This is a genomic window from Acinetobacter sp. GG23, assembly GCF_057766365.1.
The window spans coordinates 127,315-141,513 of the sequence record NZ_JBYMDJ010000007.1; the positions used below are offsets into that span (position 1 = coordinate 127,315).

General features: G+C 40.1%; 15 protein-coding genes. 5 read left to right on the forward strand and 10 right to left on the reverse strand.

Annotated elements, in window-relative coordinates; all coding sequences use genetic code 11:
* Positions 1-314: 314 nt before the first annotated feature.
* From hflD to AC3CAU_RS12350, 3 genes are read right to left on the reverse strand one after another with little or no spacing between them, the layout of a single operon-like run.
* Positions 315-1,046, reverse strand: coding sequence for a high frequency lysogenization protein HflD (hflD, locus tag AC3CAU_RS12340; RefSeq protein WP_131214743.1), 732 nt, complete (start codon positions 1,044-1,046; stop codon positions 315-317).
* 15 nt (positions 1,047-1,061) lie between these two features.
* Positions 1,062-2,195, reverse strand: coding sequence for a tRNA 2-thiouridine(34) synthase MnmA (gene mnmA / locus AC3CAU_RS12345; protein WP_131214742.1), 1,134 nt, complete (start codon positions 2,193-2,195; stop codon positions 1,062-1,064).
* Positions 2,196-2,199: 4 nt separating this feature from the next.
* A complete protein-coding gene (locus AC3CAU_RS12350) occupies positions 2,200-2,685 on the reverse strand; it encodes an NUDIX hydrolase (RefSeq protein ID WP_131214740.1) in 486 nt (161 codons plus the stop codon).
* Between the two features lie 377 nt (positions 2,686-3,062).
* On the opposite strand from AC3CAU_RS12350, the gene AC3CAU_RS12355 reads away from it, so the two are divergent.
* Positions 3,063-3,368, forward strand: coding sequence for an OB-fold protein (locus AC3CAU_RS12355; RefSeq protein ID WP_250697836.1), 306 nt, complete (start codon positions 3,063-3,065; stop codon positions 3,366-3,368).
* Positions 3,369-3,409: 41 nt separating this feature from the next.
* Here the strand turns inward: AC3CAU_RS12355 and AC3CAU_RS12360 are convergent, their stop codons facing one another.
* The 5 genes from AC3CAU_RS12360 to AC3CAU_RS12380 all read right to left on the reverse strand — a co-directional run bounded on the left by AC3CAU_RS12360 (position 3,410) and on the right by AC3CAU_RS12380 (position 6,755).
* A complete protein-coding gene (locus tag AC3CAU_RS12360; RefSeq protein WP_250697835.1) occupies positions 3,410-3,622 on the reverse strand; it encodes a hypothetical protein in 213 nt (70 codons plus the stop codon).
* 231 nt (positions 3,623-3,853) lie between these two features.
* Entirely contained in the window at positions 3,854-4,387 is a 534-nt protein-coding gene (locus tag AC3CAU_RS12365; RefSeq protein ID WP_131214995.1) for a gamma carbonic anhydrase family protein, read from the reverse strand.
* A 95-nt stretch (positions 4,388-4,482) separates the two neighbouring features.
* On the reverse strand, positions 4,483-5,631 hold the full coding sequence (gene dacC / locus AC3CAU_RS12370; RefSeq protein ID WP_131214739.1) for a D-alanyl-D-alanine carboxypeptidase PBP5/6: 1,149 nt from the start codon (positions 5,629-5,631) through the stop codon (positions 4,483-4,485).
* Positions 5,632-5,747: 116 nt separating this feature from the next.
* On the reverse strand, positions 5,748-6,137 hold the full coding sequence (locus tag AC3CAU_RS12375) for an MCR_0457 family protein (protein WP_131214737.1): 390 nt from the start codon (positions 6,135-6,137) through the stop codon (positions 5,748-5,750).
* Positions 6,138-6,380: 243 nt separating this feature from the next.
* Positions 6,381-6,755, reverse strand: a complete 375-nt coding sequence (locus AC3CAU_RS12380; RefSeq protein WP_131214735.1) for an MCR_0457 family protein — start codon at positions 6,753-6,755, stop codon at positions 6,381-6,383.
* Positions 6,756-6,866: 111 nt separating this feature from the next.
* Here AC3CAU_RS12380 and surE point away from each other — a divergent pair, with 111 nt between their 5' ends.
* The 3 genes from surE to AC3CAU_RS12395 all read left to right on the forward strand — a co-directional run bounded on the left by surE (position 6,867) and on the right by AC3CAU_RS12395 (position 9,590).
* The gene (surE, locus tag AC3CAU_RS12385; protein ID WP_131214733.1) at positions 6,867-7,637 is read left to right on the forward strand and encodes a 5'/3'-nucleotidase SurE; all 771 of its coding nucleotides are present in this window, start codon (positions 6,867-6,869) and stop codon (positions 7,635-7,637) included.
* Positions 7,638-7,752: 115 nt separating this feature from the next.
* A complete protein-coding gene (locus tag AC3CAU_RS12390) occupies positions 7,753-8,568 on the forward strand; it encodes a peptidoglycan DD-metalloendopeptidase family protein (RefSeq protein ID WP_131214731.1) in 816 nt (271 codons plus the stop codon).
* Between the two features lie 92 nt (positions 8,569-8,660).
* On the forward strand, positions 8,661-9,590 hold the full coding sequence (locus AC3CAU_RS12395; protein ID WP_131214729.1) for a LysR family transcriptional regulator: 930 nt from the start codon (positions 8,661-8,663) through the stop codon (positions 9,588-9,590).
* 63 nt (positions 9,591-9,653) lie between these two features.
* Here AC3CAU_RS12395 and AC3CAU_RS12400 read toward each other — a convergent pair whose 3' ends face one another.
* Positions 9,654-10,865 carry an aspartate aminotransferase family protein gene (locus AC3CAU_RS12400; RefSeq protein WP_131214727.1) on the reverse strand — a complete coding sequence of 404 codons (1,212 nt, stop codon included), beginning with the start codon at positions 10,863-10,865 and terminating at the stop codon, positions 9,654-9,656.
* Between the two features lie 162 nt (positions 10,866-11,027).
* On the opposite strand from AC3CAU_RS12400, the gene grxD reads away from it, so the two are divergent.
* Positions 11,028-11,369, forward strand: a complete 342-nt coding sequence (gene grxD, locus AC3CAU_RS12405) for a Grx4 family monothiol glutaredoxin (RefSeq protein WP_067863978.1) — start codon at positions 11,028-11,030, stop codon at positions 11,367-11,369.
* A 95-nt stretch (positions 11,370-11,464) separates the two neighbouring features.
* On the opposite strand, the gene AC3CAU_RS12410 is transcribed toward grxD, so the two are convergent.
* The gene (locus AC3CAU_RS12410) at positions 11,465-14,077 is read right to left on the reverse strand and encodes a Lon protease family protein (RefSeq protein WP_447054325.1); all 2,613 of its coding nucleotides are present in this window, start codon (positions 14,075-14,077) and stop codon (positions 11,465-11,467) included.
* Positions 14,078-14,199: the final 122 nt, after the last annotated feature.

Sequence of the window (14,199 nt, forward strand, 5' to 3'; positions counted from 1 at the left end):
GATTCCTTAAACTTTGGAATTGAGGGGCCGAATACGTTGCAAAAATTTGTTGCGTTGAAAATTAAAACTGAGCAAACAAGGCACGAACTGCAAAGAATAGCGAGACTATTTTTAAATTTCGTAACGCAGTTTGAGATTGTTTTAACTTCAACCCTTCGGGACTCGAGTATTTTTTATTTTACTTCGTTATGATTTGCTCACTTAGAATAACTAAGTTTTACAAACCATGCTTCGGATCATTAAAAAACTCATTGTCGCAATTATTTTTGCAGCCTATACGGCCCCTATGTAAAACAAAGCCCGCACAGCATCAGTTAAACCACCTGATATTGTAAACGGGCAAGATCTTGAATATCTTGGAGCAGCTTACGCTTGCTGAAAATCATGCCCCATGAACTGCCCCCCATTTGGCGCCATAAATGCGCCAGTTGCAGGCCAGTAAACAGCGAAGCGCGAATACGGTTGGTATGAGATGTATCTTTAAATGCTTGGGCGTTGCCTTTGACCATAATGCGAGGATTAATTTGTCCTGCAGTTTCGACATAGGTTTGGGCAAGGTTGGCAATAATACTGGGATGTAGATAATTATTATCAAAAAATGAAAGTTGCTTTAATATTTTTTGTTGCGATTTTTCAATGATTTCAACGAATTTTGGATTGCTATAGACTTTTTTCTCTAACTGTAACAAGGCCATGGCATAGCTCATCGGCAACTTGGCGCTAGATAATTTGGGTAAACGAGATTTGGGAGAGGTATTAAACGGTTGGGTAATACTATTTTCTAAAGTTTTTAAACCGAGAGAAATATCGGCAAGTTGATTAAAAAAATCTAGGGTCCGGCAGGATTCATTGGCGGTAGGGCGAATATTCAGGCTGGCTTTAATGAGTTGCTCTAGATAGAAGCTGCCGCTTTCACCCACACTCTGCTGTCCGGACATGGCGGTCATGTGGGTCAGCTGTGTCGATTGAAACACAGCTGCCAACGCCAAAGCACGGTTTTGGCGTATATTCAAAGTTTGAGGCTGTTGAAAGGGTAACTCAGCCATGCCTATCGCTTCCTTTTAAATAAAATCAGGTTTTGGGGCATTGGTATGATGAATCACACCGCCACCTAAACAAACTTCATCTGCGTAGAACACTACACTTTGTCCTGGAGTCACCGCACGTTGCGGTTCGTCGAATTCAACGCGTACACCATTTGGCATATCGGCATCTTTATAAATAACACAGTCTTGATCGGGTTGGCGGTAACGCGTTTTCGCAGTGCAGCGGAAACCGTTTTCTGGAATTACTTGCTCACCCGCAACCCAGTCAATTGCTTCACTCCAAAGTATAGTACTTTGCATCAGTGGATGCTCATGACCCTGACCAATGACGAGGCGGTTGTTTTCAATATCTTTATAAAGAACAAACCATGCACCCTCAGATTCGCCCTTAAGACCACCCAAGCCAATGCCGCCACGTTGACCGAGCGTATAGTACATTAAGCCGTGATGTTCACCAACCTCTTTACCGGTATCTAGATAAATTTTTCCAGCTTGGGCAGGTAAATATTGTTTCAAGAAGTCATTAAAACGGCGTTCGCCAATAAAGCAAATGCCGGTTGAATCTTTTTTCTTCGCTGTTGCAAGACCGAGTTCTTCAGCAATACGACGAACTTCCGGTTTTTCAATTTCACCGACTGGGAACAAAGTCTTGTTAATTTCACGACCATGTACAGCATGCAGGAAATACGTTTGATCTTTGTTTTGGTCAAAGCCGCGTAATAAAGGTGCGTATTCTTCACCACGCGAGTTGGTTATGGTTTCCCCGCGGCGGCAATAATGACCTGTGGCAATAAAGTCTGCACCCAAGTTCACGGCATGATCTAAAAATGCACGGAACTTGATTTCTTTATTACATAAAATATCCGGGTTTGGGGTACGACCTGCAGCATATTCAGCTAAAAAGTGCTCGAATACACGATCCCAATATTCCATGGCAAAGTTGGCTGTATGCAATTTGATGCCGATTTTGTCACAAACGGCTTGTGCATCGGCCAGATCTTCCATAGCCGTGCAATATTCCGTGCCGTCATCTTCTTCCCAGTTTTTCATGAAAAGTCCTTCAACTTGATATCCTTGTTGAAGAAGAAGTGCTGCAGAAACAGAAGAATCTACACCACCAGACATACCGACGATGACACGTTGTTGCATAGGATTAAGCATCCAAAGTTGAAATTAAGGGAGAGTTTTGATGCTCGTAAATGAGCGATAAAGGATATTTTTTGCCTGAAAGAGCATCTTCAATGGCTTTAGTTACCAAGGGGCTACGCGCACGAGCCGACTCGATCAATTCTTCCAAAGTCATCCAGACTGCGCCAATGATTCCTGTATCTAATGTTGCATGTTCATCATGCGCAATCGATTTTGCTAAAAAGCAGAAACGAAAATAGGTACGATCTGGAAACATCGGTGGAGTATAGGTATAAATACCCAGCAGTGATTCAATACTCACTGTATGTCCGGTTTCTTCCATGGTTTCGCGAATGGCAGCATCAATAATGGTTTCGCCACATTCGACATGACCCGCAGGCTGATTAAACACAGTATGTGTTACACCTTCTGTATGTTCTTCAACAAACAGAAATTTTCCGTCTTTTTCGACAACAGTAGCAACCGTAACGTGAGCAGTCCAAGCGGTCATTGAAAAGCACCATGGGATAAAAGGGCTATTCTACAAAATTTAGGACGTGGTGGCTATGTTGAGAGGGGATTTCTTTACTTGTTTAAAAGAAGGTTTTTTACTCCACATTACAGTTCAAGATTGATAACTTTTGGATTTTTATTATTACTAACAGAGTGGCGGCTATATCCTAGTTAATTTATTAAAGCCATAATATTATTTTCCCTAACAAAAAAAGAAAGATTGATTTTAATTAAGCAATTGTTTTATAAGATGATAAATTAAAAAAGAATATCTGGAATTTATTTTAATGAAATTTTTTCTCATCTTAGCTCTGTGAGCAATGCCATCACTTACTTTTGCAAGTAAAGAGGATTCTGTAAAGAACATCATAATTCATGATGGTTTTACTACATGGCTTGATGATGGTAAGGCATTATTTAATTGAAATAGTAAAAACATCACCTCAAAAACCAGTAACTATAAACAAAATTAAAAGTGATTATGCTGGAAATGAAGTAGCAGCGAATAAGAAATATGGAAATCAATGGGCGCGAATAAAAGGCAGTATTAAAAATATCAAAATAGATAAAGATGAGGGAATGTATGCTGATTTAACAGAAAATTATGTAAATTTTAAAGCGTATATTTCTAATGAAGATTTCACGTCAAGCCTTAACCCTAATCAAAAAATAGATATGTAGTGTTTTAACGCAACAGCAAGCTCAGCAATTAAATGTATTGATTATCCAAATTCAATTTGGAATAACGCTTCGCAAGCACATTTAGCAGAGATAAGAAAAAATAAAGGAATTTCATCCGTTTTATTAATAATATCTGATGCCATCTCTGATGATGTTTTTATGAAATTCTGCTCAGAAAATGTACATTCATCAGTTTGCAAAAATATTATTATGAATTCTATAAAAGATTTAGATAAGATAATTGATAAAGCCATGAAAGAATCTTGTGGAAAATCTAGAGAAGCTGAAAGTTGCATAAATTTAAAAGAATCAATAAAAGATTTAGAACAACTTCTTAACAAATAATATCTAAGTAAAAGACACCTCAACAGAAGGTGTCTTTTGATTTAATATAAAAGCTCTTATGAGAAACGCAGTTTTTTAAATTTTATAATTTATTCGAAGTCTATTCTGTAAGTATCAGCTAAGGCTATCGATTAATCAGTTTACTCTAAATAATTTCTCGCCACCTTCACATAATGCCGCGCTGAATAAGGCAAAAACTCTTTTTCTTTATCTGTAAGCGGACGGACTTTTTGTACCGGGCTACCCACATACAAATAACCACTTTCCAGACGTTTACGTGGAGGAACTAAAGAACCTGCGCCAATCATCACATCATCTTCAATCACCACATCATCTAAAATAATTGTGCTGATGCCAATTAGAACTCGATTACCAATCGTACAGCCATGTAATTTCACGTGATGACCAATGGTGACATCTTCACCAATAATCAGTGGTGAGCCTTCAGGCTTGTCGGCTTTTTTATGGCTGACATGCAACATCGCATGATCTTGCACATTACTGTTTTTGCCAATATGAATATGATTTACATCACCACGAATTACGGCAAAAGGCCACACCGATACATTTTCAGCCAAAGTCACGTCACCAATCACCACGGACATTTCATCAATATAGCAAGTGACATCAATTTCAGGATGGTGATCTAAATAAGGGCGAATATTCTTTTTCATCATTAGAAGTCAGTGCAAGGGTGTGGAGTGATTATAAAATAAAAAAGCACCTAGACCGAAGTATAGATGCTTGAACTTAAGTCTAAATTTTTAAATTAGAATAAGTTAGAGAAAAATTGTTTGATATGGTCGATCATTTTTGCAAAGAAACCTGCTTCTTCAACATCTTGAAGTGCAATAAGCGGTTTTTCTGAAATCACTTTGCCATTAATACTGGCTACATATTTACCCACCACCTGACCTTTTTTAAGTGGAGCAGTCAATTTTGGTTGAACAACCAGTTGTGTTTTGATCGCGTTAGCCTGACCTTTTTGCATGGTAACGTTAAAGTTTTCAGCTAAGCCAATTTGAACGTCATTGCTTTTACCATACCAAACTTTGGCTTTAGCCAAGACCTGATTGGCAGGCTGTACTTTAACGGTTTCAAAGTTTGCATAACCCCAAGCCAAGATTTCACGTGTCTGAGATGCACGCTCGTTCATGCTTGGCGCACCAAAAATTACTGAAATTAAACGCAGGGGGCCGCGTTTGGCAGAAGTGGTTAAACAGTAACCTGCTTCGTCAGTATGACCGGTTTTTAAACCATCTACACTTGGGTCGGTATAAAGCAAGGCGTTACGGTTACCTTGTTTAATGCCATTAAAAGTAAATTCTTTTTCAGAGTAGATTGGGTAATACTTTGAACTGTCATGAATAATATGTTGCGCAAGCGTTGCCATATCTTTTGCAGTCGAGTAGTGACCTTCAGCAGGCATGCCTGTCGAATTGATGAAGCTGGTATTGGTCATGCCAATACGTTTTGCTTCTTCATTCATCATGTGGGCAAAAGTGCCTTCATTCCCGGCAATATGTTCTGCCATGGCTTTAGAAGCATCATTACCTGACTGGATGATAATCCCACGAAGCATTTCTAATGCTGTTGCAGTACCGTTCAGCGGGACATACATACATGATTCCGTGCTACTACCACGACACCATGCCGACTCGTTCATACGAACCTTTTCATCTTCCGTAAGATCACCACTCAATAACTTCTGTTCGATGATGTAACTGGTCATCATCTTGGTCATTGAAGCAGGTGCTAATTTTTCGTTTTCATTTTTAGATGCGAGGATTTGCCCCGTCTCATAGTCCATCAAAACATAAGATTTATTATTGAGTTCTGGCGGTGCAGATAAGACAGATGCTGCGAATGTGAAACTAGGCAATAGTAATAATGCAGCAAGGGCGCTTTTGTGGGTCATTCTAGGTGGTTCCAATATCTTGATATAAGCACAAAGAGCCTAGCATTCTAGGATAAAGCTAGACCGACTTCTACGGAGAAATCGGCTTATTTCAAAAGTATTGTAACCAATTGGTGTTAATTACTGTAAGTCATCAACTCTTGGCAAATTTCTTTATTTTTTGCATCACCGGCTTTTTTCGCATCACTACGTGCTTCAGTTAAAATTGATTTAAATTTTTTCTCTTTGCTGAGCTTGTTTAAAGCTGAAACCGCATCTTTTTCTTGCGGTAAATATTCATGTGCAAGTTTGGAATATCCTTTCGAAAACTGAGCATCATTTTTCACCAAGCTTGGGCAGACTTCCGAGAGTACATAAATTGCAGCAAGTTCTTGTTGAGTGACTTTTTGAATGGGGGTAACTTCAATATTTTCGTCTTGTTGTTTCGCTGCATGAGTAGCCGAGAGTGACATTGCAGCAGTGGTCAATAGACCCAAAGAAAGAGATTTGAACAGAGATAATTTCATTTAAGCAGACCTAAATTATTTAAAAACATAACAATATAAATAAGCTTAACGATATTTTTGGTAATTGTAAGTACACAAATGTATTGAAGCTGTTGAAAGTTGAAGAAACAATGAATCGACTTTAAGAGTTTAATCTGGCTTGTATTTATTTTATAAAAACAGGGCATGAAGCTGGATAATCTTCATGCCCACATATAGGATGCTCACTAGGCTGAGTATTCTATATCAATAATCTGTTATGACTTAGGCTTCGTAATTTACGACCTCATTACACACTGTTTTTTGTTCGTCTTTACTGGTTTCTTTGGCAGCTTGACGCGCTTCATCAAGAACAGATTTATATTCTGAATCTGCCTGAATTTTATCGTAAGTCATCGATTTGTCTGAATAGTCTTGCAGATAAGTCTGAATCAGTTGCTGAATATTGTGATTAAATTTTGCATTTTTACCCAGAATCGCAGGGCACACTTCAGCCATAACCTGAGTTGAAGCAATGTCCTCTTTAATCAGGGTATTGGCTTCTGCTTGAGTTAGGCTTTCATCGGCTAAAACAGCTTGTGATAGTAATGCTGCCAAACCTAAACCCAAGAAGCCACGAAGTGAGATCGTTTTAATCATTTTTTAGTCACATATTTTGAATGGAGGTCGATCGTTAAATATATATAATTCTTTATATTATTCAATCAAATGTTCTGACCAGTCATTTTTTAAACTATTTTGAGATTTTAAGTGAATATATTAATTGCCAATGATGATGGTGTTTTTGCTCCCGGTATTCAAGCGCTTGCGCATGCTTTATCGCCTTTGGGGCGTGTAGTGATTGTTGCGCCAGAAAGCGAGCGCAGTGGTTATTCCAGTGCTTTGACTCTAGATCGACCATTACGTCCCATCCAAATTTCTCCCGATGTTTGGGCAGTCAATGGAACACCGGCAGATTGCGTCTATCTGTCTATGAATGGGCTATTTGATTTTGAATTTGATCTGGTGGTTAGCGGTATTAATAGTGGCGCTAATCTGGGCGATGATGTGCTTTATTCGGGAACAGTCGGGGCAGCATTTGAAGGTCGCTTAATGAAACAACCCGCAATTGCCGTATCGATGGCAGGACAAAATGTCCGTTCTTACGAAAACCCAAAAGATTATGCTGTCGCTGCACAATGGGTGCATGATTTTATTGCTTCAGGTTTACCGGTTTTACCTCCACGTCACATTTTTAATGTCAATATTCCTGATGTGCCTGAAATACAAGGTTCGAAAATCACCTATCAGGGTAGACGCAGTCAATCAAAACCCATTACCAGTCATGTAGACCCACGTGGCCGTCAAGTCTATTGGATTGGACTTTCAGGCGAAGCTGTGGCAGATCCGAAAAAAGGTTTAACTGAAATAGAGTCGGACTTTTTTGCAGTCGCGAATGGGTATGTCAGTATCACACCTATTCAAATGGATGCTACCAATTACGAGATTTTGAACACATTGCATGCACAGTTTTCTAAATAGCCTGAAGTAGTGTTATAACTTTGTGAAAATGTAGTGTTGAAATAATTTTTTATATACTTTTTTGCTAATCTTAGCGCAATTCAATAAATACATTTATATGTAGAGAGGAAGAGTAATGCTCTTGGTGTCATCTTATCGCTTATTAGCTACGCCTTCAGCCTTGCTGAAAACCATTGTGTTGTCTACAGCGGTTATTTCCACTGTTATTTTGAGTGGTTGTGCTTCAAAACCACAAATTCATAATTCAACACGTTATGCGACTGCACCAGACTACTATACGGTTCGTTCTGGTGATACTTTAAGTGGGATTGCTGCACGTTATGGTTTAGCCTATACCAGTGTTGCGGATATGAATGACATCACGCCGCCGTATCGCATTTATGTGGGGCAATCTTTACGTTTAAAAGATTCAGGTTCACGCCGTACCACGACGACTCAAGCCGTAACCCAAGCTGCGCCGATTCAACGTCAAACCGTTCAAATTCCAACCAGTCCAGTGAAACCTGCTGCACCTGTTGTAGCGAATGTTCCAACGGCTCCTGTAGCAACCTCGAAAGCATCTGCGTTACGCTGGGTTAAACCAAGCAATGGTGCAGTGCTGCAAAACTTTAATTTAGCCAATAATATTAAAGGAATTCGCTATACTGGAAACGTAGGTGATGCAATTTATGCGGCTGCAGATGGGCAAGTGGTATATGCAGCAGACGGGTTAAAAGAATATGGTAACCTGATTCTGATCAAGCATATTAATGGTTACATTTCAGCGTATGCACATAACAGTAAAATGAACGTGAAAAGTGGAGAAAATGTGACGGCTGGGCAGAAGATTGCAGAGATGGGTTCATCAGGTACAACCCGTACCATGCTTGAGTTTCAGGTGCGTCTAGATGGTAAACCTATTGATCCAACCCAGGTATTACCTATTAATTAAATAAATTAATACATTACTTAAATTTCACCGTATAATACAATGAGTTGCTTTTATCGAAAGATAAAGCATCTCATAAGTTCAGAGGGAAATTTATGTTAGATCAACTTCGAGCAATGGGTGTCTTTGCTTGTGTTGTAGAAAAAAATTCGTTCAGTGGTGCTGCCCGTGATTTAGGTATCACCACCAGTGCTGTAAGTCAGCAAATTCGTTCTTTAGAACATGAGATGGAAGTTACCCTTTTACATCGTTCTACCAGAAAGTTGAGTTTAACTGAAGCGGGACAAGCTTTTTTCCACAGCTGCCAAGAGATGCTTGCTGCTGCAGAGCGCGGAAAGGTACGGATTAATGAGCTGCGTGATGACCTTGTTGGGGACTTACGTATTGCAACTACGCCAGAATTAGCCGCAAATCATGTCATTCCAGCCTTATCACATTGGATGTCTGCTCATAGAGGGTTGGCGGTTCATGTAGAAGCTGACAATCAATATATTGATCTGATTGAAGGTCGTATTGATATTGCGTTGCGTATAAGTTCAAAAATTGAAGACAATAATTTGCATGTAGTGCCGCTTGCTCGAGTTGAGCAGGTTCTGGTGGCTTCACCAAGTTATTTGAATCAGTCGATACCCATTTCACGTCCTGAGGATTTAAAGCATCATGATTTAATTCCGATGAATGTGATCAAAAATTATCAATATTTGTCATTCCAACATGTCGTAACAAGTGAAGACATCAGTTTAGAAATGAGTTCGAGATTGACCTCAAATAATGTTCTGGTTGCCAAAGCATTATGTCAGCAAGGGCATGGAATCGCTCGAATTTTATATCTAGATGCACAAAAAGATTTAATCAATGGTGCTTTGGTTGAGGTTTTACCAGAGTGGAAATTACCGAGTTTCACCTTGTATGCCATTATTTCAAAACATGAACAACAGCCGATGAAAATTCACCGTTGTTTAGAAGCATTAAAACAATATTTCTGCCAGTTACCCGGTGGCAGAAATTATCAAGAAGCTTCATAAAAGCCGAGCAGTATAAAAAAAAGCCGCTATCAGCGGCTTTTCATTTTTTGAAGGGTGAAAGAATTAAGCTAGAAAGGCTTTAATCATTTTTACAAGACGAGAAATCAATTGATCTGCTTGTTCTTGAGTAATATTAAGTATTGGCAATAAACGAACCACGGAACCTGCAGTTACGTTAATAATCAAATGATATTCATCACGTGCGATATTCACCAGTTCACCACAGTCTTTCGGTAACTCGATGCCGATCATTAGACCAAAACCACGTACTATCACGTTTTGATCAGCCAGTTTGCTGCGCAGCTGATCAACAATATAGGCACCTTTTTTGGCAGCATTGGCAACGATATTTTCTTTCTGCATAATATCGAGAACGGTATATACCACACGCGAACCGAGCGCTGTACCACTATAGGTTGAACCATGGTTGCCCGCAGTCAGTACACCGACTCCACGACCTTGAGTCATTACCGCACCAATCGGGAAGCCGTTCCCTAAACCTTTGGCCGTGGTTAAAACATCTGGAATAATACTGGTATGCTGGTAAGCAAAGTATTTGCCGGTACGACCATTCCCTGTTTGAACTTCATCCAACATCATCAACCAGTTATGCTGATTACAGATTTGACGAATTTCTTCAAGGTAGCTAAACCCTTGAGGTGCAGTATTTACACCACCTTCACCTTGAATCGGTTCAACAAAAATAGCCACGATGTCCGGATGGTGAATGGCTGCTTCTTCAATGGCTTCAATGTCACCAAAAGGTACACGAATAAAACCTTCAACCAGCGGGCCAAAACCTTCCTGAACTTTTTTGTTGCCGGTTGCTGCAAGGGTCGCCATGGTACGACCATGGAAAGAACGGTCTGCAACAATAATTTTTGGATTGGCAATGCCTTGCATTGATCCAAACTTACGGGCAATTTTAATGGCACCTTCATTGGATTCTGCACCGCTGTTCGAGAAGAAAATTTCTTCCATGCCTGAAACTTCAGCAAGTTTTTGTGCTGCAGCAGTTTGCCAAGGGACTTCAAATAAGTTGCTGGTGTGAATGAGGGTTGCAGCTTGATCGGCAATGGCTTCAGCAATAACAGGATGAGCATGACCTAGACCACATACTGCAATTCCTGTAAGTGCATCAAAATATTCAGTGCCATCTTCTGTATAAAGATAAGAACCTCGACCGCGAACAAAGCTGATCGGCTGACGGCCAAATACTGGCATCAAGTGTGAAGGTTGATCAGATTGCACTGGGGCAAGGGTAATGTTATTCATGACTAACTCTTATCTGTTAGGTGGGAAAATAAAGGTTTATCTAAGCAAAAACTGCTACAGAATAAAAGCCCAAATGGAAATAAAAATGGAAATATTGCTTTAGCCATACTGTTTTGTTAAGTTTTGGGTATAATGCGAGGCAGATTAGTTGAGGATTTATCAATGACTGAACAAGCACGCGACACTGAAGCGTTAATTCGCGACCAAATTGCTAAACATGCAGTACTTCTTTATATGAAGGGTACGCCGCAATTCCCACAATGTGGTTTCTCTGCACGTGCGGTAGAAGCACTCAGTCAAATTGGTCGTCCATTTGCTTATGTAAACATTTTGGAAAACCAAGACATTCGCGCAACTTTGCCGCAAATTGCAAATTGGCCGACATTTCCACAATTGTGGATTAATGGCGAATTAATTGGTGGTAGCGATATCATGCTAGAGATGTTCCAAAAAGGTGAGTTAAAAACCTTGGTAGAACAATACAGCCCAGCATCTGAAGCTTAATTCAGTTGTGAAGTGATTAAAAAAGCGCCTTAAGGCGCTTTTTTAATGGAAGATGTGAATGAAGGTTTTTTAATAGAGGCCTTTAAAGAAGCAGATTATTCTGCTTCAGAATTGTCCTTGTTGGCCTTTTTAGATTCGACAACATCAGACGGAACAGGCTGTTTTTCTGCTTCCTCTTTTAGCTTTTTCTTGGCTTTTTTCTTTTTCTTTTTTTTCTTGGAGTCATCTTCAAACTCTGCACCATCTTCAATGGCCTGCCAATATTCAAGTTGCTCCATAACGGCAGCATAAATTGAATTTTTGCTATAACGACCTTTTTTGTTTAGGGTACCGACAGGGCGAGCCATGAGAATCTCTAAAGCCTGATCGATGGTCTGAATGGCATGAATATGGAATTGACCTTTTTCAACTGCTTCAATGACATCGTGTCGCAGCATTAAATGTTGCATATTTTGACGTGGAATAATTACACCTTGTTTGCCGGTCAAACCTTGTAATTTACAAGCATCGAAGAAACCTTCAATTTTTGCATTCACGCCGCCAATTGGTTGGACCTGACCGAGCTGATTCATTGAACCGGTGATTGCCCAGGACTGGTCAATTGGCAGTTGACTAATGGCTGATAAGAGCGCAGACAGTTCAGCTACGGTTGCGCTGTCACCATCCACCTGACCATAGCTTTGCTCAAAGGCGAGGGCAGCAGAAAAATGTAGAGTCTGTTCACGACCAAAATGCGCTTTTAAGAAACTCGACATCAGTAACACGCCTTTGGCATGTAAGGAGCCACCGAGTTCAACACTGCGTTCGATATCCAGAATATCACCACCGCCTTGATAAACCGAAGCGGTTAAACGCGAAGGCAAACCGAATTCAACATCTGCATACTGAATTACAGAGAGCGCATTAATCTGCCCTAAACGGTGTCCTTTGGTCTCAATGAGCTGTGTGCCACGTGACAAATCTTCCCAGTACAATTCACGTAAATAACCGAGACGGTACTTACGGTGATCGAGTGCGGTATTGATATGTTTATCGGTAACGATTTTGTCACCCGATTTTTCAGCATGATGATGGGCTTCGCGAATCAAATCACCCAAAGTTAAAGCATGTAATGACAATGAACTTTGGTCTTCTGCCTGCCGACTTGAATCAGTTAGTAATGCTGCTAAGGCAGAGCGATCAAAAGGGAGTAATTTATCTGCTTGCACATAATCGGCAATCAGCTGCATATATGCCTGCTCATTAGTGTCATTACGTTGTAATGTATCGGTAAAGTCAGCACGGATTTTAAATACACTGCCGAGTTCCGGTTCAACTTCCAGGATTTCATAATAAACTTCAGGTTCTGCAAGTAAAACAACTTTCAAACTCAAGGGAATAGATTGCGGTTCAATCGAAATACTGCCTGTTAAAGTCAGCATATGTTCAAGTGAAGATAGTTTTAGCTGCCCTGATTTTAATGCACGTTTCAAACCTTGCCATGCATAAGGCTGTTCAAGTAGTTGCTCTGCTTCGAGCATTAAAAAGCCGCCATTGGCTTTGTGCAGTGTGCCTGGACGAATTAGAGTGAAGTCTGTGGTAATGGTGCCATTTTGCGTAAGCTGTTCGACATGACCTAATAAATTGTAATGCGTTGGGAAATCTTCAAAAATCACTGGAGCGCCAGAATTAGGCTTATACGAAACAATGATATTGGCTTGATAACGTGCAGGCACGCGGCTAAATAGGCCTGGCGTAAAGTCATCTTCTTCTTGTTCAAGCACAATTTCAACATTGTTAATAATGTCTTCAGCATAGTATTTGAGATAGTCTTTTAAGCCTTCCACCTCACCAAACTTATTTAAAATTTGCTCGATACGCGGCATCACCACCTGTTTTGCGATATTGCGATTTAAAGTTTGCACTTTGTCGCGTGCATCATCTTCTAAATCGCCCAAATGTAGGCCTAAGCGTTCTAGTTTTTTGTCCATGTAACGCATGTTTGTTGAAATTTCAGCGCGCTCTTTACTGTTGAGCGCATTAATGTCTTCTGCTGTCATTTCTTCTGGAGAATCGTCAATGAAATGCACCGGAACAAAGCAATGTTCTTCATTACGGGTAATCAGCTTCAGATCAAGTGCTTCACCTTCTTTGGTGAGATCAATTAATGCTTGATGTTGTTCATCTCCAATTTGCTGGCGAATCATTTCAATACGATTGTGATAAATTTCTGCAGTAAAACGGCGTTCTAACTGTTTTAAGATGGTTTGCCAGGTCTGATGCAACAGTGTTTGAAATTTCGCTGCTTGACCGGATGGAAGCTCGAGCGCAATCGGTTGACGCGGCAGTTTAAAATTATTGACATAGACCCAGTCATTTGGCGTCGGCATGGTTTTGGCATGTTGCTGCAATAAACGCTTGATCATGGTGCGTTTGCCAAGGCCAGCCGTACCCACAGCAAAGATGTTATAGCCTGAATAAGGTAAGGCAATACCTGCTTCTACCGAGGCGCGCGCACGGTCTTGCCCCAGAAAATTATTCAGCGGTTTCAGTCGACGTGTTGACGCAGGAATTTTATCGTAATTAGGGATATGCGTCAGTTGTTCAGATTTCAGTTTGGTTTTTTCTAAAGTGCTTTGTATTTCTGGTTGTTCAAATGCTGAAGTTAAAATGTTTTGGCTCGGTTGTTCGGTGGTGCTGATAATATTGGCGGATAAAGAAGAGTTCATTTGCTCGAGTCTTTGGGTCACTGTGAAAATCCAAAACGAAATATTGCGGTAGAGGTTTAAAGGTATACAGGTTTGCTTGAAAAATTCAAGCGAACATGCTGCTTTAATCGATAAAATAAAAT

What these genes read in the sequence shown, in the direction of transcription:
- AC3CAU_RS12400 (WP_131214727.1), bottom strand. Translation starts at nt 10,865, where the DNA reads ATGAATAACATTACCCTTGCCCCAGTGCAATCTGATCAACCTTCACAC.
- AC3CAU_RS12375 (WP_131214737.1), bottom strand. Translation starts at nt 6,137, where the DNA reads ATGAAATTATCTCTGTTCAAATCTCTTTCTTTGGGTCTATTGACCACT.
- AC3CAU_RS12365 (WP_131214995.1), bottom strand. Translation starts at nt 4,387, where the DNA reads ATGAAAAAGAATATTCGCCCTTATTTAGATCACCATCCTGAAATTGAT.
- AC3CAU_RS12390 (WP_131214731.1), top strand. Translation starts at nt 7,753, where the DNA reads ATGCTCTTGGTGTCATCTTATCGCTTATTAGCTACGCCTTCAGCCTTG.
- AC3CAU_RS12355 (WP_250697836.1), top strand. Translation starts at nt 3,063, where the DNA reads ATGATGGTTTTACTACATGGCTTGATGATGGTAAGGCATTATTTAATT.
- dacC (WP_131214739.1), bottom strand. Translation starts at nt 5,631, where the DNA reads ATGACCCACAAAAGCGCCCTTGCTGCATTATTACTATTGCCTAGTTTC.
- grxD (WP_067863978.1), top strand. Translation starts at nt 11,028, where the DNA reads ATGACTGAACAAGCACGCGACACTGAAGCGTTAATTCGCGACCAAATT.
- hflD (WP_131214743.1), bottom strand. Translation starts at nt 1,046, where the DNA reads ATGGCTGAGTTACCCTTTCAACAGCCTCAAACTTTGAATATACGCCAA.
- AC3CAU_RS12350 (WP_131214740.1), bottom strand. Translation starts at nt 2,685, where the DNA reads ATGACCGCTTGGACTGCTCACGTTACGGTTGCTACTGTTGTCGAAAAA.
- mnmA (WP_131214742.1), bottom strand. Translation starts at nt 2,195, where the DNA reads ATGCAACAACGTGTCATCGTCGGTATGTCTGGTGGTGTAGATTCTTCT.
- AC3CAU_RS12395 (WP_131214729.1), top strand. Translation starts at nt 8,661, where the DNA reads ATGTTAGATCAACTTCGAGCAATGGGTGTCTTTGCTTGTGTTGTAGAA.
- AC3CAU_RS12360 (WP_250697835.1), bottom strand. Translation starts at nt 3,622, where the DNA reads ATGGCTTTATCAATTATCTTATCTAAATCTTTTATAGAATTCATAATA.
- AC3CAU_RS12380 (WP_131214735.1), bottom strand. Translation starts at nt 6,755, where the DNA reads ATGATTAAAACGATCTCACTTCGTGGCTTCTTGGGTTTAGGTTTGGCA.
- AC3CAU_RS12410 (WP_447054325.1), bottom strand. Translation starts at nt 14,077, where the DNA reads ATGAACTCTTCTTTATCCGCCAATATTATCAGCACCACCGAACAACCG.